This is a genomic window from Ktedonosporobacter rubrisoli (genome assembly GCF_004208415.1).
Taxonomy (GTDB): Bacteria; Chloroflexota; Ktedonobacteria; order Ktedonobacterales; family Ktedonobacteraceae; genus Ktedonosporobacter; species Ktedonosporobacter rubrisoli.
On sequence record NZ_CP035758.1, the window covers coordinates 8,430,100 to 8,447,321 of the forward strand.

The window sequence follows — 17,222 nt, forward strand, 5'->3', positions numbered from 1 at the left end:
CAAAAGCAAGGACTGATCTGCTGACGCATGTCAGCGAATGCGGCGGTCCATATCTTTTCTGCTTGTGAATATGATGATGCTTGTGGGAATATCATGGAGAGTCCTTCTTATCTGCTAAGTGATGCCTGATAGCTCTACACGTGAAGAAAAAGAGTACAGTGCAGAGAGTCTGAGAGGCACCACCTTCTAACGAGTTTAGGAAAGAAAAAAGGCAAGGAGAATATTCGGTGACAGTTCGTTCACAGGTGGAAACTGACGTGAAGGTTCGGATGCGCTTATCCCGAGAAGAGAGGCCGCAGAACCTTTCAGTTCTCTGACCTCTCTTCCCAGAACAGCCAGTGTCCCCCTAGTTCATCTCTGATGAGGAGACCCAGCAAAGCAAGTGCGAGAGCACGCGTTCGAGTGTGCGGTCGGCAGACTCATCAGCTGACGCTGAACGCCATGCCACAAAGCCATCGGGACGAATCAACATCGCCCCCTGTGGGGTGATTCCATGAGCGATATACCACGATCCATCGATATCAGCAATATCAAGACCAACCGTATAGACGGTGAGATCGAGTCCCAAGCGGTTGGAAACGTGCCGTGAAGCATCGCGCCAATCGGCGGCTTGCGCTCCGGCGAGGAGCACGAAGCCCTTGCCATAGAGGTCTAGAGTCGAGATGCGTCGTCCCTGGTGTTCGACCCAGAGATGGGGGGCACGCGTACCAGGATGTCCATCGAGATTCTGTGAAGCTTCTGAGTGCGATGGGAGCGCCTGGCGAGGCGAGATAACCGCTGGCGAGGTATACTGATAGCCGAGCATCACCACTGCCTCGTCTGCCAGGCCAAGCTTCTCTCTTTGAGCAGCATCACCTGCATGGCGTTGTGCTTTGGCCTGCCAGCGCAACCGCGCCTGCTCGGTTGTGAATAGTGCTATCGGTCTGCGTTCACTCTCATAGGTAGCCAGCAGCGTCGGGCCTGCTTGCTTGCTCAGTACCAGCGCCAGTTTCCAGGCGAGGTTTTGCGCATCTTGTATGCCTGTGCTGGCCCCAAATCCTCCGGTTGGAGGCATCAGGTGGGCGGCATCCCCTACGAGAAACGCCCGACCGAGGCTGAAGTGTTCCGCCACACGAGCCGCTGCTTCCCAGGGAAGCACGCTCTTCACTTCGATCTCTAGCTGTGGCACTCCAATTGCCTGACGCAAGAGAGCAAGACACCGTTGAGACGTGAAATGCTCTTCCAGCTCGACCGAACCTGTGGGCAAGGTGAGCATGAAGATCCAGCGATCCCGATTATTGGCGGGAAGCAGGATGCCGCTTGCCTCAGGATGAGTGACCAGGCAGGTGAAGAAGGGTTTCTCTGGCATCAGATTTGAGAGATCAGCATGAAAGTAGATACTGATGTTCTGTTCCGATGACCAGCGGCTCTGCATCTTAATACCAAGTTGCTGGCGAAGCCGGCTCCTGGCTCCATCTGCCACGACCAGGTAGTCGGCATGGATCGTCTTCTGTTTCCCTGTGGCTACCTCCCGTATGGTGGCAAGAATGCCATCGGGGGTTTGCTCAAAAGAGCGCAATTCGCAGCCAAAGTGCAGTTCACTGCCCAGCTTCTGGGCGGCTTCAAGCAAGAGCGGTTCAAGGACGTCTTGTGGACAGATCCCTCGCGTGGTTGGGCTGAGACGTTGGATTTCCTCCTCTCGTAGCCCTCCAAGAGGATATCGGGCCATCTCGCCCTGCGCGAAGGTGGAAACGATAAGAAAGTCTTTGTTCTCAGCAAGAGGAGCAGCGGCATTTCGTACGGCATTTTCCAATCCGACCGAGCGCAGCAATTCCATCGCACGAATGCTCAGGCTGAACTGTTTGGGGTGGAGGCTCGTTGCGCTATGACGCTCCACAAGTCGTGAGCGTATTCCATAATGGGCTAAAAAGAGAGAGGTGGAAAGCCCCACCAATCCTCCCCCAACAATGAGCACAGACACGTGTTCCTGCGCTGTGTGTTGATCCGAAGGCATGTTCTTCTTCCTTTCAAGACCAGAGCTTGTGCATTAGGTGTACAATTCGGGGTCATGCTGATTGATCTGGATAGGCAGGCCATCAGGATCGCGGACGATGAGCGAGGAGCCAAAGGCTTCATCTGCGACAAAACGTTCAAACGGAACTCCGGCTTCGATCAGGCGCTCCTGCAAGAGATCAAGCGGCTCTTGACTTTCCATTGCCAGTTCGACGCGTGGCTGCTCCTTGAGTTGTGGCAGATCGGCGGACGTGTGCAGGCCCAGCTTGGCATCACCCAGACGTAATTCTGCCCAGCGGCCCTTGCGATGTTTTCTGAGCAGTTCAAACCCCAATACCACATAGAACAGCAGCGAGTGCTCAATATCACGCACATACACAATAGGCATGACTAGCATGGAGCATCTCCTTTCTCTGAGAGGTGAGCGTGTTGAAGCTGTTGCAAATAGGCACGCAACGCCTGCTCAACGAGAACCGAGAGCGAGAGGCTCTGGTCAACCGCTGTATGCTTCACCTCGCGAATTAACTCTGGCGGGAGATAGACGTTAAATTGTTGTTTTTTTTCATTCTCGTCGGGAGACATGATTTTCCTCCTTTTCAGCCCGGCTCTCACAAAGGAGATGTCAAAGAGACGAGGATCATTTGTTCATTATGCTAGCATATTAATATACTAGCATGCTAGTGTCAAGTGGATCGAGCAAAGGAAGAGAAGATAAAGCTGGGAAGAAAGAGCCTTGAAAAGATACCTCAACAATCTCTGTCACAGAAGGAGTGGCATGCTTTGCATGTCCAAAAAGACTTTACGGCGTGAAGATTTGCCTCAGCAAGAGGGGCCTTCTCAGGAGTATTTTGCCCTCTTCTTTCCTTATTACACTTACAACTGTAGGACTAGCCTGTTTTCCAGGCTTGCAGGTGGAAAGGTGCCTCAACTTCCGCCCTGACTTTCCTCCCTATCTCTAAAATTCTGCTAGAATTTCCGGCGATTCTACCTGAGAATGTGTTACAATTGGGGTATGTAAAAGCGAGATGCAAAGCAATGGATATGCAGAGATTAGCACAGAAAGGACAGTACTGATGAAGGATGCAATGCACAGAAGTGGCTCTGTCGTTGCGGCTCGTCGAGAAGGACCGCGCCGCTTCAGGAGGCGGCCTGCTACGTGCTGTTCGATTTGTTCGCGGCGCGTCTGGTTTCGTCCCGTGCGTCTGAGTGAGCCCGACGGAGTTCCCGAGCCGCGCCTCTCCTGGGTGTTGTGCCGGCAGTGCTACGGGTTGCTGCTGGAAGAGATGGAACGCTCTCCTGTGCGCTCTCCACTGCGCCTGCGCATTGCTATGGGCATAGTAGCTTCTGAGCGCTGGTCTGAGGCCTATCCCACCCAATCCAGAGGTTATCTGAGCGATCGGCGCTGGATTATATTTATGGCGGTTGGTTTCTTTGTTGCCTTGATCCTACACCTGGTCCTGATTGTCATGGTGGCCAGTGGCAGATAAAGGGCTTGGCCTGGCAGGTTGGTAATTAAGTAGCGGCGGTATCAAACTATTTTCTTCCTCCCATCTATTCTTGTATCCCGTGACTTTCAGTTACTAAACACGCATAGCATCTTCATCTCACCTGGCACGCTTCAGCGGATACTGGCCTCCATATATGCTTACTTGCTCAGTTTCTCCAGCAATTTTGCCAGCAGTTATTCCGCTCGGCAGAGCTAAGCTGCCTTCGCAGAAGGCTTTACACACGCTGCCCGCTAGCTTTCCAAGCGGAGCAGGGCCATGAGCGCTGCTGGGGCCCTCTTAATGTGGGCTACCAGATGGCCTGGAGAGATGAAAGATGCATACGCGAAACATTGCTAATGCCCTGCCAGCATTTTTTCTGGATGGATCACGATGATTACGCGATCGGGATCGCCGCCGCGCCACTGTTTGCGCTGTTCGGCGGTCATATATTTTTCAAGCAGGGGAATCACGAGTTCATCGTGGTTCTGCTCAATAATCTCAGCTTGCCCGTAAACCACAACGTACCAGTTCTCGGCAAAATTATTAATAAGCAGCGAGATGGCAGGGTCTCGTCTCAGGTTAAAGTACTTGGCGCGCTTCTTTGTCGTTGAGAAGTAAAAGGTTTTTCCGTCCCAGATATACCACGTCACTGTGAGCTGAGGAGCTTCGTGTGCCCGGTTGGTGCCAACCGCCGCGTGATTTGGTTTGGCCAGAAACGCCTCGATCTCTTCACGGGTCACTCCGTTGATTCTCCACTCTATCTTTTCTGTTGTCATAGCGTTTATGCTCCATTCTATCTATGAGGTAAGGAATAGTAGTGTTTTGTATTCTAAGCGCTAAATTGCTCAAACATGAGCTTGTCGAGCATCTCACCAGTTGCTATTCTCACATGGGTTTGACGCAGCATACTTGTGGTGATCGGTGAGAGACGAGCGGTAAGCGTGCTCTTGATTCCTCCTGCATCGACCAATGTGGCAACCTGAGAGAGGACATGATGTAGCGTCAACATGTCTGCTGTTATCTTCTCATGCTTCCTTCATCGATTGCTCAAGAGAAGAGGATTTCTGCGCGCTCCCTGGCTTTGATACACCGGAATCTGTACCTCGGCGATGGGAGGATCATCACCTTCCTGCGTGAGATAGACCTCGCGCCGTGGCTGCTTCTCGACTATCTGATAGTGGTTAGTCTCGATCCATTCAGCCAGGGCCACGCTTGCGCTGCACATGCTCTGCATCTGGCATGGATGCAATATGCTTGCCATCGCCTGCTGCGCTGGTAAGATCTTGACATGAGCTCGCTCGCTCTCCGGAATGCTTTGTGTGATAGGACGTGCCACTTCCAGATCAGTCGCGTCATCGCATTCCTCACAGCCATGCCACAACACAAGATAGGGTAGTGTGCGCGTGGCCACCCCACTGTGTCGCTTGAGATGCTGATCCAGCTCTTCAAGCAATGAGGGGAGCGCTGCGGGAGCCGTCTGTTCGCGAATGGAGATGATCATTTGTGGCTCAACAAACTTGAGCACAACATCATGCGCAGTAAGTGTTTCTTGTTCGCGTTCAATCTGGTGCAAACGCCCTTCGAGACGGGTTAGCCGGCGCTGCTCATCCTCGATCAACGCCTGAATCTCCGCCTGTTTGAGCCGGAACATTCCACGAATCTGCTCAGCGGAAATCTGTTCGTCAAGCAGTTGTACAATCTGCTCCAATGTGAAACCAAGCTCTTTAAAGGCAAGGATGCGGTTAAGCTGGAACAATTGCTTAGCCGTATAGTAGCGATATCCAGTACAAGGATCGGTCCTGGCTGGTTTCAACACACCAAGCTGGTCATAATAACGCAGCGTTTTCACTGAAACCTGCCCTAATTGAGAAAACTCACGAATCTTGAACATCGACTATGCTTTCTTTTATTTGTCATTGTTGCTGTGAAACGTCTCACCGCTCACACATATACCATACACGCTCCAGTCGAGGGGAGAGTCAAGAGGCAAGAGAAAAGCGGGAATGCAAGGAGCAATTCGCTAGATCGCGACGCGGCTGCTCCTTGACTGGGACCCAGCTTCTCTCCCTGCGTGGGGGAGGAGTAAAAAGGAGAAAGTGCAGGCTCAACTAGTACTCAGTCAAGGTGGAAGTGGCGCAAGAGAAAAGCGGGGATGCAAGGGGCGGCCGCCCCTTGACTGGGGCCAGGGGCTGTGCCCCAGCTTCTCTCCCTGCGTGGGGGAGGAGCAAAAAGGAGAAAGGGCAGGTCCAAGTAGTACTCTTTTCTAAAGTTGACGTGTTTTGCTAAAATAAGAACGATCGCAGTTAATTGATTGTCAGGCGGGAAAGGGTTGTTTTTGGATGAGCTCCAACGCAGGAAACAGTGCAGATAGGACCAATGACGCTTGGGAGAGCGAGGGCAAGAATAAATCCATGGAAAATATAGATATCATACCTGCAGGTTTTACGCGCGAATACCGCGTGCTTGCTGAGGTCTGCGCCAGCATGAGCAGCGGGTTTGTGCTGCTCAATCAGCAGGAACATATGGTTTATTCTAATCCGAGCGCGCAGCGCCTGCTAGGTCTCTATCAGGGAAATCAGGCCACGGCTGAAGATTTTGATATACGTCAGCATTTGCTCTCGCTGGTAGCCGATCCGCGTCAGGCGCGCTCCGAGCTGGAACTGGCCTGGTCGCATTCTGAGCGTGAGTATGCGACGGATCTGGCCCTGGCCGATGTGGCTGTGCGCTGGCTGCGTGTGCGCGTCTTCCCGGTGCATAGCGAGCGTGGGTACATGCTGGGCCGTGGCGTGATCTTTGATGATATTACGCTGGAGCGTTCGGCCCTGGAGACGCGCCGCGAGACGCTAGCCCTGGCTGCCCATGAACTGAAGACGCCACTGGCGATTATTAAAGGCTGCGCCACGACGCTGCTGGGCGGCTCAGCGCGTTGGGACCCGGCGATGCAGCGCGAGATGCTGCAGATGATCGATGCCCAGTCAGACCGTCTCTATGATGTTCTAAACACTTTGCTAGATATGTGGCGCCTGGATACTGGCGCGCAGCCCTTACGTCTGACTCAGGTCCACATTCCCGAGCTGCTGCAACAATTGGTCAAGCGCTGGCATTTGCAGGCCGGCAGCCATCGTTTTGTGCTGGATGTATATCCATCTCTGCCAATGGTGACCTGCGATGTGGTCCGCGTTGAGCAGGCCTTAAACCATTTATTGGAGAACGCGGTTACCTATTCAAGCTCAGGATCGGTGGTGACGATTCGCGCTGAGGCCAATGATGTTGAGGTGCGCATCGGGGTCTCCGATGAGGGCGTTGGCATTGCGGCTGAACAACTTGACCGGATCTTCGACCGCTTCTATCGAGGCAAGCAACAGGAGGAGCATTCAGATGGCAGCGGGCTTGGTCTGGCGGCGGCGCGGGCAACAGTTGAGGCGCATGGAGGGCGGATTTGGGCGGATTCGCTTGGCGTGGGCCAGGGCGCGACCTTCTATTTTACGCTGCCCTTTATGCCCCGGGCTCTTACTACAGCTGCGCCACCCGCAGCCTTAGTTGCGGGGACCGCTGAGGTGCCTGCGTTGCCCAAACAGAGCGGCAGGCCGGCTCTCTTCAGACGTGATCGACGCGTGCGCGTGCTGCTGGCGGAAAGCGATTCGCGCCTGACGCGCTATTTGCGGGCGAACCTGGAGGAGCAACAGTACCGCGTGCAGACGGTGAGCCACGGCGTCCAGTTCTTGCGCCAGCTGGATCTTGAAGAGCCCGATGTCATTTTGCTCTCGACCCGCCTTGCCGATATGAGCGGCGTTGAGCTGCTGCAACGGCTGCGCGAGTTCTCGCGGACCCCGGTGATTATGCTCGCCGATGAGTGCGATGAGGATGAGCGGGTGCAGATCTTCGATCTGGGCAGCGACGATCTGGTTGTGAAACCCTTTGGCATGAAAGAATTGCTGGCCCGCGTGCGTGCTCTGCTGCGCCGCCAACCCTCGAATACCGAGCCGACGAATAATCAGACGAATTTCTCGACAGGTGAGCTAACTATCGATTATGCGCAACACCTCGTGACGGTCAAGGGGCGCACAGTTCAGCTGAGCAAGATAGAGTATAAGCTATTGAGCGTGCTGGCCCAGAATGTCGGCATGGTTGTAACGCATGAGCTCCTGCTTGAGAAGGTCTGGGGCCCTGAATACAATCGCGATGTCGATTTCATCTGGGTCTATATCAGCCGTTTGCGCCGCAAGCTTGAAGAGGATTCGCGCCGTCCCAAATATATTGTCACGGTCCCCGACGTAGGCTACAAGCTGGTTAAGCTGTAAGCCTGCGTTTATCCTTAACGCCAACGAGCAAGACCTTGCAGTTTCCCAAAGGTGGGATTGCCAGGGCTCTATGTGGGCCTGCACCTTAGGGCGTTTCCCTTATATTTTCAGGTATTTGTAAGGTATAATCCTTAGTACGTAATGAATCTTTCGGGTCTATGCGTGTATACTTCTAGCAAAGAGATAGAAGGCATAGGACATAGCCGGCATGGCTGTCCTTTCTCTGAACGAGGATAGGAAAAGGATATACCTCCATGTTACAAGGGAACATGCAAACGATGCTCACTGCCTCCACTACGGCTACCGTGTTGCTTATAGAAGCTGATAGCTCGCTGCGCCGCCTGATTGCGCTTGGTTTGCAGCATCAAGGAATGCAGGTTATCGAGGCCAGTTCTCCGTTGAATGCAACTGCCGCCGAAATGCAGACGGTAGATCTGCTTGTCCTCGATGTAGACTATGGCGTGGCCAGGGATTGGTCCGCGCTTGAGGCCGTGCGCTTGCATCCCCAGTTCTCGACGTTGCCGATTGTCGTGCTGGCCTGGGACGAAGATCTCGTGCTGGAAAATGCTGGATTGGGTTCAGCTGGCAGCGCTACAGATAAGCTTATCTGCCTGGCCAAGCCTTTTGACGCGCGTATCCTGCACCAGGCGATAGGACAATTACTGCAGGCCCAGGCGCAAGAGCAGGCGGAGCGCGAGGCCCAGGTCGAAGCTGTGCTGCTTGCCAGCTATGCTCAGCAATCGCCGCCAAGCTTCTGGCCGCTGGTCACGGCGGTTGGAGTCTTGCTGGCCTTTATCGGCATGATGCTGCAGGTCGCGGTGGCTGTGGTCGGGCTGCTGATAGTGGCTCTGGCTTTACTGTTGTGGACGCTGGATGCAAAGTCGGGGCATGAAACCGTTGCCGCTGTAAGTATGTGAGCGCGGCTATAAGCGTGCCTCGGGCTTAAAGGACTCGCTCGTCTTCAAGGGGGATACGGCCAAAGGCCGCGATCCTTACTGCTGCGTTATCTCTTTGCCGCCTCCACTCGATTTCCTTACAAAAACCTGCAAGGAAAATAAATTCCAAACGTTCAGGTCATTGTAAGGTCCGCTTAATTACCTGCAAGTTGACTATCAGGCTCAGGCACCATAATCTCTCTAAATGTAATTTGTTACGCATATCTCAGAGATATTTTTATGGATAGTATTGTACCAGAAACGCTACAAAGTACAGAGCCAGCGGAGCCCGAGATTGGTAAGAAGCGCTCGCGTAAGCGCAGTATTATCATATTTGCAGTTGTAAGCGTGCTGAACGCTGGACTATTGATCTTGCTCTGGACTCAATTGCTCACCCCGGCAGCGAATTTGCCCACCAATAATTCGGCGGGGAGCGCTAGCGACGTCGGGGCCGTTAACAGTCCGCTGCTTGGCAAGCAGGCGCCAGATTTCAAGCTGTCTGCCCTCAATCAGAGCAAGGGCGATATCCGCCTGTCGGATTTTAAGGGCAAGCCTGTCATCGTCAATTTCTGGGCCTCATGGTGCGAGCCATGTAAGCGGGAGGCGCCTTTCCTCCAGAAGGCCTGGACGCAACAGCTCAAGGCCAAGGGCGTAGTCTTGCTGGGAGTGGATGGTCCCGAGAATTCCAAGGCAGCGCTCAACTTTATGCAAAGTCAGGGCATGACCTATCTAAACGTGCAGGATACTGTAGATGGCTCGACGGCGATAAGCTTTGGCACAACCAAATTTCCTGAGACATACTTTATTGATCGCAATGGTGTGGTCGTTGGCAAGTGGCTGGGTGAGCTGAATGAGCAAGCCTTGCAGCATGAGATGGCCAAACTCGTGCCATAGAATGGGATGACGGGGCCATGCTGGAGATACTCTGGATCGTGCGCGCTGTGCATATTCTGTCAGCGACAGCCTGGGTTGGCGGCAGCATCATGTATCAAATCGTGATTGGGCCGGCCTTACGAGAGGGCGGTCCTGCTCCCAAAGTTGCGGCCGGTATCGCTGATGGCTTCAAGCGCATGATCAACCTTTGCATGGGATTGTTATTCCTGAGCGGGGGCTATCTCGTTTTTGAGCGCCTGAGCCGAACGACGCTGGGCTTGTCTTATATTGTAGTATTGGTGTTGAAAGTAGCGGGAGCAATTGGCTTATTTGTCCTGGCGCTCTATTTAGCACAGAGCAATATTCGCCGTTTGGCAAAACGTTCAACGCGCCTCTCAAGAGTGGCCCCGCAACTCATGCTAGCTCTGGGCATATTGGTATTTGTACTCGGCGCGCTCCTCAACGCTCTGTTTGAGGCAGCCATCGCGCCGCATTAATGGAGGTCAAATTGTGCAGTCTGCTATGACTGTGGCGGGTGAGGAACGGAAAATGGCGCCGCGCAAGAGGCGCTTGCCATTGAGCTTTCTCCTTGCCGGGATCGCTATATTAGGCGCAATAATGTATCTTGTCTATGCCAATACACAGGCCAATGCAGTCTATTATATGACCGTGCCGGAATTGAAGCATTGTACTACCTGCGCTATGCAAAATGTGCGCGTGGCAGGGGTTGTGCAGGCTGGCTCTGTGCAGCGCAATGATCAGAACCAGACCATCCAATTTACGATGGCCGATAGCCAGCAGTCGATGCGTGTTATGTATAGTGGGGTTGTCCCCGATATATTTCGTCCTGGCGTTCAGGTGGTAGTGGAAGGACATTATGCCGGACAGGGGCCATTTCAGGCTCAGACATTGCTAGCCAAGTGTCCGTCGAAGTTTCAGTCGGCAACGCCTAGCGCTAAGTAAGGCCACGATACATTTTTGGCGCTGCGCGGGCTGGGATAAGCTCAGCCCCTACTACTAATACACGAGGAGAGACGCGTAGCAGACATGTAGCCTCAAGGGCTGCTCATGCTGCTTACGCAGAGAGGAAAAGCCGTGTATTTCTCAGATATTGGTATTATTGCACTTATCCTTGCAACGGGCTTTGCCCTCTATACTGTCGTAATTGCTGTCCTGGGGGCAGTCCGTAATAAGGCACAACTGGTTGCCAGCGCGAAATTGAGCACGCTGACCGTGGCTTTTTTCCTGCTGCTGGCTGCTGCTGCTCTCGTCGTGTCTTTCCTTACCCATGACTTTGGAGTAAGATATGTTGCGCAGCATTCGAGCCGTGAGATGCCTTGGTATTTTACAGTGGCCTCCTTCTATGGCGGCCAGGAGGGCTCGCTGCTCTATTGGGCCGTAATGCTGGCAATTTTTTCGGCTCTTTTTGTTTTCACTTCGCGCCGCGCACCGAAGACCCTGGTGCCCTATACTCTAGCAACTTTAATGGGCATCGAGCTCTTCTTCTTAATTGTCCTCGCCACCGCCTCCAATCCTTTTGTTCGTGTACCGGTTGCGCCAGATGACGGCAATGGGCTCAATCCCTTGCTGATGGACCCCGGTATGCTGATTCACCCTCCTCTCTTGCTGATGGGCTTTATGAGCTTTTCGGTGCCCTATGCCCTGGCCATTGCGGCGATGGTGACCGGCGTGCTAAATAATGAGTGGTTGCGCTCGATTCGACGCTGGGCGCTGGCTTCCTGGACCATCCAGACGGCCGGTCTGTTGCTGGGGGCCTGGTGGGCGTATCACGTTCTGGGCTGGGGCGGCTATTGGAGCTGGGACCCGGTAGAAAATGCTGCGCTCTTGCCCTGGTTGACGACAACTGCTTTTCTGCATTCGGCCATGGTGCAGGAGCGACGGGGCATGCTCAAGGTCTGGAATCTGTTTTTGGTCATTGCCTCCTTTGCTCTTGCCATCTTCGGAACCTACGAAGTGCGCAGCGGCGTGATCAGCTCAGTACACTCGTTTGCCTATTCGGATATCGGCTCCTATTTCTTTACCTTCCTGGTAATCGTCGTGGCGTTCTCCAGCGGGCTGTTCTTATATCGTTTACCCAGGCTGCAGGCTGAGCAGGAGTTTGATTCGGTAGTTTCGCGCGAGGGCGTCTTTCTTTTCAATAACTTGCTCCTCATAGGTATTACCTTTGCCACGCTCTGGGGCACAATCTTTCCGCTGGTTACGGCTCTCTTGCGCGGCCAGACCATGAGCGTTGGGGCGCCATTCTATAACCAGGTCGTGGGTCCGTTGATTGGCGTGCTGGTGCTGGCGATGGGCGTCGGGCCACTACTGGGCTGGCGGCGTACTTCGCTGGCAGCCCTATGGCGCAATCTGTGCGTCCCGGCCATTGTCACGGCTGTGTGTGCGGCTATCCTGCCTATTGCCGGGGTAACCAATGTTGTAGCCAACATCGGCTTCTCGATCTGCGCCTTTACGGCGACAGCCATTCTTTATGAGCTCTGGCGTGGTGCGCGTGTGCGCCATGCTCATGGCGAGCCCTATGTGCTCGCGGTCTACATGCTCTTCCAGCGCTATCGGCAGCGCTATGGCGGCTACCTGGTCCATCTTGGCATGGTCATGCTCGTTGTGGGCATCATCGGCTCAGCCTTCTTCCAGGTGAAGCATGACGCCGTACTCAAAGCCGGCCAGGATACCAGCATTGGTGGCTATCAGATTACCTTCATGGGCAATATCGATATGCAGGAGTCGGATAGAGAGACAGTCACGGCTCAATTGCGCTTGTGGAGCAATGGCCAGTCACAGGGCTATATCTATCCTGGACGCATCATCTATCGCAACTATGGGAATCAGCCGGCCAGCATCATACCAATTCTCTCTTCTGGCCTGACCGACCTCTATATTGTGTTCGCCGATTATCAGGGAGCCACAGAGGCAACCTTGCAGCTTTTCATCAATCCTTTAGTGCCGCTGGTCTGGTATGGTGGCCTGCTCATGCTTCTGGGCGGCCTGATCTGCTGGTGGCCTGAGCGACGACGGGTGGCGCGTGTGGCAAGAGAAGCAGCCCCTAAAGCCGCGCAGCCCGAGGCCAAAGGAGTTGTGGCATGAAGCAAAGACGTCCGTTCTTTCTAGTGCTGGGAGTTGTCGCCGTGGTGCTGGCGATCTGGTGCTTCATGCTCCTGCGTGCGCCGCAGCAACTTTCGCTCGATCAGCGCGTGCAGCAAGTGGCTTCACAGCTCAAATGCCCGGTTTGCCAGAACGAATCGGTGGCCGACTCGCCTACATTACTGGCGCACCAGATGCGCGATGTCATACGTCAGCAGTTGCGCTCCGGCAAGTCAGAGCAGCAAGTTATGCAATCCTTTGTGAGCAGCTACGGGCAAAGCATCATCTGGAGCCCGCCCTGGCAGGGTTTTGCCCTACTGGCCTGGCTGGCCCCGATTGCTCTCCTGTGCGCTGGTGCCGCCTTGCTCTTCTTTACCTTCCGTGAGTGGAGCACGCCGGCGCCTGCTACGCGTCTGAGGGAAGAGAAAGAACTTGAAGGCCTTGCTCAATCCGAGCTAGAGCGCTATCGGGCTGAGCTGGAACGCGAACTGGCCTCCGATGATCCGCTCTTTGAGCGTTACAGAACGGAGGCGCGCTAATGTCCATTGTCGTGGCTGTAGGCCTGGGTATCCTGGCTCTGGCCTTTGTGCTCTATCCGCTCTATCGCCGCCCCTCGATCGAGGCTCCTGCGGTAGCCAGTAAAATAGAAGCGCGGGACGCAGACGAGCCGCAGGAGCGTGAGCAAGCGGCGCGCCAGGCTTTGCACGAAGTTGAGCTGGATTATCAGCTTGGCAATCTTTCCGAAAAGGATTATGGTGTCCTGCGTGAGCGCTATATGCGCCATGCCCTGGTAGCTTTAAAATCGCGCTATGATCGCGAACAGGAGCTTGATGAGATGATCGAAGAGCAGTTGAAGCAAATCAAGGAAAAGAGTAGTGATCAAGCCCAATAAATGCCTTAATCTATGCCTTGCCTTTATCTTTGGCCTGCTGCTGTGTGGCTTGCCCTTGTTTGCCCTCCCAGCCCAGGCGGCAGGTGGAAGCGGGCATATCTCGGGGCAGTTAGTGGATGGGACTAATAATAACGCGCCGCTGGCAGAACAGAAGGTCACGCTCCAGGTGGCCCAGGGCGATAGTGCGCGCGATCTCAGCACGACCACAACCGATGCGCATGGGAACTTTGCCTTCTCTAACTTATCAACGGATAAGACACTGAGCTATGCCGCCTATATCAACTACAAGGGCGCACAGTATATCACCGACCTGGTTGCCCTTGACAGCAAGCCAGAGCAGCAGCTCAAGCTGACAGTCTATGAGCCGACGCAGGACCCCTCTAAGCTCGCTATCGTGCAGGCCACAGTCTTGATTCATGAGCCAGATCCGCATACGGGAACCGTGACAGTCTCGCAATTATTCGATTTTAAGAATCTTGATACCCGTAGCTTTGTTGGCTCGCTGGATGCCTCACAGGGCAAGCCAAAGGCGCTCTTCTTCTCTCTGCCGCAGGGGGCGCGCAATATCTCCTTGAACAAAGGCTTTGGCGGCTATAAAGCCATCGCCATCGATAAGGGTTTTGCCACTAATGCCGCAGTGCTGCCCGGCGATAACGAGTTCTCGCTCTCGTTCGAGGTGCCGGCTACCTCGCCAACCTATAATTATCGTTATGTAGCGATGTATCCGACAGTGGCCCTCTCGTTTCTCGTCGCCCCGGCGCTGCATGCCCAACCAGATAAACTGACGGCTCAGGGCACCGTGACCGCCGATCAGCATCCCTATCAGCTCTATAGAGCCACCGGTTTGCTGGCCAGGCAAGAAGTTGGCATGAAGCTGGAAGGCCTGGCAGTCTCCACGCCCTCGGCGCAAGTGAACACCGGCAATATCTGGCTGATCGTCGCACTGCTGGTGGTGGTTGCAGTGCTCTTTGTAGGCTTCTTCCTGTATCGGGCCAGGCGCATGCAAGCGGCGCCAAAGGCCAAAACGGGGCAGGCTAAAGCCGTCCCAGATGGCAAGAAGACGAAATCGACGGATCGCCGGCAGATCCTATTGAACGAATTGCTCGAACTTGATAAAGACTTTGAGGCTGGCAAGTTGAGCAAAGCAGTCTATCAGGAGCGGCGCGCCAAGGCCAAGGCCCGTTTGCGCTCTGTCATGCGAGAAGAGGAGGCGGCTCAGCGATGAGAACTCGCTCGGCCCTGGAAGGCGGCGTGGAAGAGCTGAAAGAAGTGACTCAAGAGCAGGCAGGCGAAATTGCCCTTGAAGTCAAGGGCCTCAAGAAAAGCTATGGCTTCAAGCCAACCCTGCGCGCGGTCAATCTGACTGCCTATCGGGGCGAGCGCCTGGCCCTCCTAGGCGCGAATGGCGCTGGCAAGACGACGCTGCTGCGCCTGCTGGCCGGCTTGATGCGACCCGGCAAGGGGACAATCAGGATTGAGGGCCTGGAAATGGAGCGCGATGCGCAGCGCATACGGCAGCTCATCGGCTTTGTGGCTCATCAGCCATACCTGTATGAGGAATTGACTGCCAACGAAAATCTGCTCTTCTTTGGGCAGATGTATGGCGTCGCCCAGCTTCGCGAGAGAGCGCAGGCGCTGTTAGAGCGTGTGGGCCTGACAAAGCGCATACACGAGCGCGTCAGTACGTTGTCGCGTGGACAGCTGCAGCGCCTGGCCTGGGCACGCGCCTTGCTGCATGAGCCGCGCCTGCTTTTGTTGGATGAGCCAGATACGGGCCTGGATCAAGAAGGACATGCGCTGGTCGAAGCCCTACTAAATGAACATAGACAAGGCGGAGGTACCACGCTTTTTACCTCCCATCAGCTTGAATATGTGCTGCGCTTCAGCGATAATGTGGCGCTCTTAAGTGGCGGGCGCATCGTCACGCAAATGCCAACGGCAACCTTAACGCTGGAGAAGCTGCAGCAAATCTATCAGGAGAAGGTGAGATGAGCTTTTTCAGGCAGGTGTTGGCGATTCTGTGGAAGGATATCCGCTGCGAATTGCGCAGCAAGCAAACCTGGCTGGGCATGGGCATGTTCGCCTTGCTGGTGCTAGTCGTCTTTAATTTCACCTTCGATCTACGCGTAGATAACAAGAACGCCGTGGCCCCGGGGGCTTTATGGATCGCCTTTATCTTTGCCAGCCTGCTTGGTCTGGGGCGCACGATAGCCGCCGAGCGCGAGCAGGGCGGTACGCTTGACCGTTTGTTACTGTGCCCGGTAGATCGAAAAGCTATCTACCTTGCAAAATTGTTAGGAAATTTGCTATTTATCGGTGTAGTAGAAATTGTGGCCTTGCCAGTATTTGCTATCTTGTTTGATGTGCCGTTGTTGGTTGGTGGGTTGATCCCCATTGTGCTGCTGGGCACGCTAGGTATTGCCATTATCGGGACGCTGTTCTCAGTGATGGCGGCGGCCACCAGGGCCCGCGAGCTGCTCTTGCCGATCCTGGTCTTCCCATTGATTGTACCTATAGTGATTGCGGCGGTGCGTGCGACCGAAGATCTCATGACGCCCCTGGTCAATGAGCCACCCTGGCTGGGCTTGATCATTGCCTTTGATATCATTTTCTTGAGCGTTTCGATGCTCACCTTTCAATATGTCATAGAGGAATAATTGCGGGCACAAGTTGCGTGCCCTGACGTATAGGAGCAGACATATGGCCCTGGCAAAACGCGAAACAGGCGTTGAGCTACACAGCAAAGCACCATCCGGGCAGCAAGCCGCGGGACTGCCTATTGCTTCCCTGATTCTTGGCGGGCTGGCCCTGATCGGTATCCTGATCGCTATCTTTATGGCTTTTCTGTACGCGCCAACCGATGCAGTACAGGGACAGTCCCAGCGTATCTTCTACTTTCATATCTCCGTTTCGCTGGTAGGTATGCTTGCCTTTGGCGTAGTGACTGCGGGCGGCATTGGCTATATTCTAAAAAGGGATGAGCGTTGGGACTGGCTAGCGCGCGCTTCGGCCGAGATCGGCGCCATCTTCATCTCGCTGGGCTTGATTACTGGCTCGATTTGGGGTAGAACAACATGGGGTACCTGGTGGGTCTGGGACCCCAAGTTAACGGCAACCCTGATCCTCTGGTTTATGTTTGTAGGCTATTTGATGTTGCGCAGCTATATGGGACGGACGACGGCGAGCGCCTATGCTGGTGCTGTACTGGCTATCGTGGGGGTCTTCGACGTGCCTATTATCTATCTATCAGTACAATGGTGGCGCGGCATGCATCCCCAGGCCGAGGTTGGCCCAAAGGGAGCGTTGCCACCAGAGGTGCTCATTACTATGCTGGTGGCCCTGGTAAGCTTTTTGCTGTTGTATAGTTTTCTAATGATCCAGATCTATCAGTTACAGAGGTTGCAGGCTCGGGCCCAGGCTTTGCGAGCCAGCGTTGAATAAGAAAGAAGAGCTATCTATGCAAGGCGTTACTTATCTCGTCGCTGCCTATGCTATCGTGTGGGTTGTACTGTTTGCGTATCTAGCCGTGGTGATGATGCGCATTCGTGGCGTACGCACTGAGCTCGCGGCTGTAGAGGAACTTGTGCGCGAGCAGAGCGGACAAGAAGAGCAGTAAAAAGGGAGCTGAAAGAAAAAATAT

20 protein-coding genes are annotated in these 17,222 nt (G+C 54.4%); 14 read left to right on the top strand and 6 right to left on the bottom strand.

The features are described from left to right. Positions 1-346 precede the first annotated feature (346 nt). From EPA93_RS36630 to EPA93_RS36640, 3 genes are read right to left on the bottom strand one after another with little or no spacing between them, the layout of a single operon-like run. The gene (locus EPA93_RS36630; RefSeq protein WP_129892269.1) at positions 347-1,993 is read right to left on the bottom strand and encodes an FAD-dependent monooxygenase; all 1,647 of its coding nucleotides are present in this window, start codon (positions 1,991-1,993) and stop codon (positions 347-349) included. A gap of 33 nt (positions 1,994-2,026) precedes the next feature. Then, positions 2,027-2,389 carry a VOC family protein gene (locus EPA93_RS36635; protein WP_129892270.1) on the bottom strand — a complete coding sequence of 121 codons (363 nt, stop codon included), beginning with the start codon at positions 2,387-2,389 and terminating at the stop codon, positions 2,027-2,029. Next, entirely contained in the window at positions 2,383-2,574 is a 192-nt protein-coding gene (locus EPA93_RS36640) for a ribbon-helix-helix domain-containing protein (RefSeq protein WP_129892271.1), read from the bottom strand. The genes EPA93_RS36635 and EPA93_RS36640 overlap by 7 nt, the downstream gene beginning before the upstream one ends. A gap of 491 nt (positions 2,575-3,065) precedes the next feature. Here EPA93_RS36640 and EPA93_RS36645 point away from each other — a divergent pair, with 491 nt between their 5' ends. Further along, complete coding sequence (locus tag EPA93_RS36645; RefSeq protein WP_129892272.1) at positions 3,066-3,479, top strand: hypothetical protein; 414 nt, start codon at positions 3,066-3,068, stop codon at positions 3,477-3,479. Between the two features lie 353 nt (positions 3,480-3,832). Here EPA93_RS36645 and EPA93_RS36650 read toward each other — a convergent pair whose 3' ends face one another. Genes EPA93_RS36650 through EPA93_RS36660 form a run of 3 tightly spaced genes read right to left on the bottom strand, consistent with a single transcriptional unit; the run spans position 3,833 to position 5,370 of the window. Next, positions 3,833-4,255, bottom strand: coding sequence for a PPOX class F420-dependent oxidoreductase (locus EPA93_RS36650; RefSeq protein ID WP_129892273.1), 423 nt, complete (start codon positions 4,253-4,255; stop codon positions 3,833-3,835). Between the two features lie 53 nt (positions 4,256-4,308). Continuing rightward, a complete protein-coding gene (locus tag EPA93_RS36655; protein WP_129892274.1) occupies positions 4,309-4,488 on the bottom strand; it encodes a hypothetical protein in 180 nt (59 codons plus the stop codon). Positions 4,489-4,515: 27 nt separating this feature from the next. Then, positions 4,516-5,370 (bottom strand): MerR family transcriptional regulator, encoded by an 855-nt coding sequence (locus EPA93_RS36660; protein WP_129892275.1) that lies wholly within the window; start codon positions 5,368-5,370, stop codon positions 4,516-4,518. Positions 5,371-5,890: 520 nt separating this feature from the next. Between EPA93_RS36660 and EPA93_RS36665 the strand changes: the two genes are divergently transcribed. From EPA93_RS36665 to EPA93_RS36725, 13 genes are all read left to right on the top strand, one after another. Beyond that, the gene (locus EPA93_RS36665; protein ID WP_165423638.1) at positions 5,891-7,780 is read left to right on the top strand and encodes an ATP-binding protein; all 1,890 of its coding nucleotides are present in this window, start codon (positions 5,891-5,893) and stop codon (positions 7,778-7,780) included. 254 nt (positions 7,781-8,034) lie between these two features. Beyond that, entirely contained in the window at positions 8,035-8,697 is a 663-nt protein-coding gene (locus tag EPA93_RS36670) for a response regulator (protein WP_129892277.1), read from the top strand. A 258-nt stretch (positions 8,698-8,955) separates the two neighbouring features. Next, positions 8,956-9,609 carry a TlpA family protein disulfide reductase gene (locus tag EPA93_RS36675; protein ID WP_129892278.1) on the top strand — a complete coding sequence of 218 codons (654 nt, stop codon included), beginning with the start codon at positions 8,956-8,958 and terminating at the stop codon, positions 9,607-9,609. Between the two features lie 17 nt (positions 9,610-9,626). After that, a complete protein-coding gene (locus EPA93_RS36680; RefSeq protein ID WP_129892279.1) occupies positions 9,627-10,085 on the top strand; it encodes a hypothetical protein in 459 nt (152 codons plus the stop codon). Between the two features lie 13 nt (positions 10,086-10,098). Continuing rightward, on the top strand, positions 10,099-10,551 hold the full coding sequence (locus EPA93_RS36685; RefSeq protein ID WP_129892280.1) for a cytochrome c maturation protein CcmE: 453 nt from the start codon (positions 10,099-10,101) through the stop codon (positions 10,549-10,551). Positions 10,552-10,683: 132 nt separating this feature from the next. Then, the gene (locus EPA93_RS36690) at positions 10,684-12,693 is read left to right on the top strand and encodes a heme lyase CcmF/NrfE family subunit (RefSeq protein WP_129892281.1); all 2,010 of its coding nucleotides are present in this window, start codon (positions 10,684-10,686) and stop codon (positions 12,691-12,693) included. Further along, positions 12,690-13,229: a cytochrome c-type biogenesis protein gene (locus tag EPA93_RS36695; protein ID WP_129892282.1), complete on the top strand. Its 540-nt coding sequence runs from the start codon at positions 12,690-12,692 to the stop codon at positions 13,227-13,229. Before EPA93_RS36690 ends, EPA93_RS36695 begins: the two co-directional genes overlap by 4 nt. Continuing rightward, a complete protein-coding gene (locus EPA93_RS36700) occupies positions 13,229-13,582 on the top strand; it encodes a hypothetical protein (protein ID WP_129892283.1) in 354 nt (117 codons plus the stop codon). Before EPA93_RS36695 ends, EPA93_RS36700 begins: the two co-directional genes overlap by 1 nt. Further along, entirely contained in the window at positions 13,566-14,807 is a 1,242-nt protein-coding gene (locus tag EPA93_RS36705) for a transthyretin-like family protein (RefSeq protein WP_129892284.1), read from the top strand. The genes EPA93_RS36700 and EPA93_RS36705 overlap by 17 nt, the downstream gene beginning before the upstream one ends. Then, positions 14,804-15,574: a heme ABC exporter ATP-binding protein CcmA gene (gene ccmA, locus EPA93_RS36710; protein ID WP_129892285.1), complete on the top strand. Its 771-nt coding sequence runs from the start codon at positions 14,804-14,806 to the stop codon at positions 15,572-15,574. Before EPA93_RS36705 ends, ccmA begins: the two co-directional genes overlap by 4 nt. Then, on the top strand, positions 15,571-16,239 hold the full coding sequence (locus EPA93_RS36715) for a heme exporter protein CcmB (protein ID WP_129892286.1): 669 nt from the start codon (positions 15,571-15,573) through the stop codon (positions 16,237-16,239). Before ccmA ends, EPA93_RS36715 begins: the two co-directional genes overlap by 4 nt. Before the next feature lie 43 nt (positions 16,240-16,282). Then, the gene (locus tag EPA93_RS36720) at positions 16,283-17,023 is read left to right on the top strand and encodes a cytochrome c biogenesis protein (protein WP_129892287.1); all 741 of its coding nucleotides are present in this window, start codon (positions 16,283-16,285) and stop codon (positions 17,021-17,023) included. A gap of 16 nt (positions 17,024-17,039) precedes the next feature. Then, entirely contained in the window at positions 17,040-17,198 is a 159-nt protein-coding gene (locus EPA93_RS36725; protein ID WP_129892288.1) for a CcmD family protein, read from the top strand. Positions 17,199-17,222 lie beyond the last annotated feature (24 nt).

Bases quoted from the DNA above. Each gene is read 5' to 3' on its own strand.
- EPA93_RS36675 (WP_129892278.1), top strand. From the start codon at position 8,956: ATGGATAGTATTGTACCAGAAACGCTACAAAGTACAGAGCCAGCGGAG.
- EPA93_RS36695 (WP_129892282.1), top strand. From the start codon at position 12,690: ATGAAGCAAAGACGTCCGTTCTTTCTAGTGCTGGGAGTTGTCGCCGTG.
- EPA93_RS36670 (WP_129892277.1), top strand. From the start codon at position 8,035: ATGTTACAAGGGAACATGCAAACGATGCTCACTGCCTCCACTACGGCT.
- EPA93_RS36635 (WP_129892270.1), bottom strand. From the start codon at position 2,389: ATGCTAGTCATGCCTATTGTGTATGTGCGTGATATTGAGCACTCGCTG.
- EPA93_RS36640 (WP_129892271.1), bottom strand. From the start codon at position 2,574: ATGTCTCCCGACGAGAATGAAAAAAAACAACAATTTAACGTCTATCTC.
- EPA93_RS36645 (WP_129892272.1), top strand. From the start codon at position 3,066: ATGAAGGATGCAATGCACAGAAGTGGCTCTGTCGTTGCGGCTCGTCGA.
- EPA93_RS36725 (WP_129892288.1), top strand. From the start codon at position 17,040: ATGCAAGGCGTTACTTATCTCGTCGCTGCCTATGCTATCGTGTGGGTT.
- ccmA (WP_129892285.1), top strand. From the start codon at position 14,804: ATGAGAACTCGCTCGGCCCTGGAAGGCGGCGTGGAAGAGCTGAAAGAA.
- EPA93_RS36660 (WP_129892275.1), bottom strand. From the start codon at position 5,370: ATGTTCAAGATTCGTGAGTTTTCTCAATTAGGGCAGGTTTCAGTGAAA.
- EPA93_RS36650 (WP_129892273.1), bottom strand. From the start codon at position 4,255: ATGACAACAGAAAAGATAGAGTGGAGAATCAACGGAGTGACCCGTGAA.
- EPA93_RS36680 (WP_129892279.1), top strand. From the start codon at position 9,627: ATGCTGGAGATACTCTGGATCGTGCGCGCTGTGCATATTCTGTCAGCG.
- EPA93_RS36655 (WP_129892274.1), bottom strand. From the start codon at position 4,488: ATGTTGACGCTACATCATGTCCTCTCTCAGGTTGCCACATTGGTCGAT.
- EPA93_RS36715 (WP_129892286.1), top strand. From the start codon at position 15,571: ATGAGCTTTTTCAGGCAGGTGTTGGCGATTCTGTGGAAGGATATCCGC.
- EPA93_RS36720 (WP_129892287.1), top strand. From the start codon at position 16,283: ATGGCCCTGGCAAAACGCGAAACAGGCGTTGAGCTACACAGCAAAGCA.
- EPA93_RS36700 (WP_129892283.1), top strand. From the start codon at position 13,229: ATGTCCATTGTCGTGGCTGTAGGCCTGGGTATCCTGGCTCTGGCCTTT.
- EPA93_RS36630 (WP_129892269.1), bottom strand. From the start codon at position 1,993: ATGCCTTCGGATCAACACACAGCGCAGGAACACGTGTCTGTGCTCATT.
- EPA93_RS36665 (WP_165423638.1), top strand. From the start codon at position 5,891: ATGGAAAATATAGATATCATACCTGCAGGTTTTACGCGCGAATACCGC.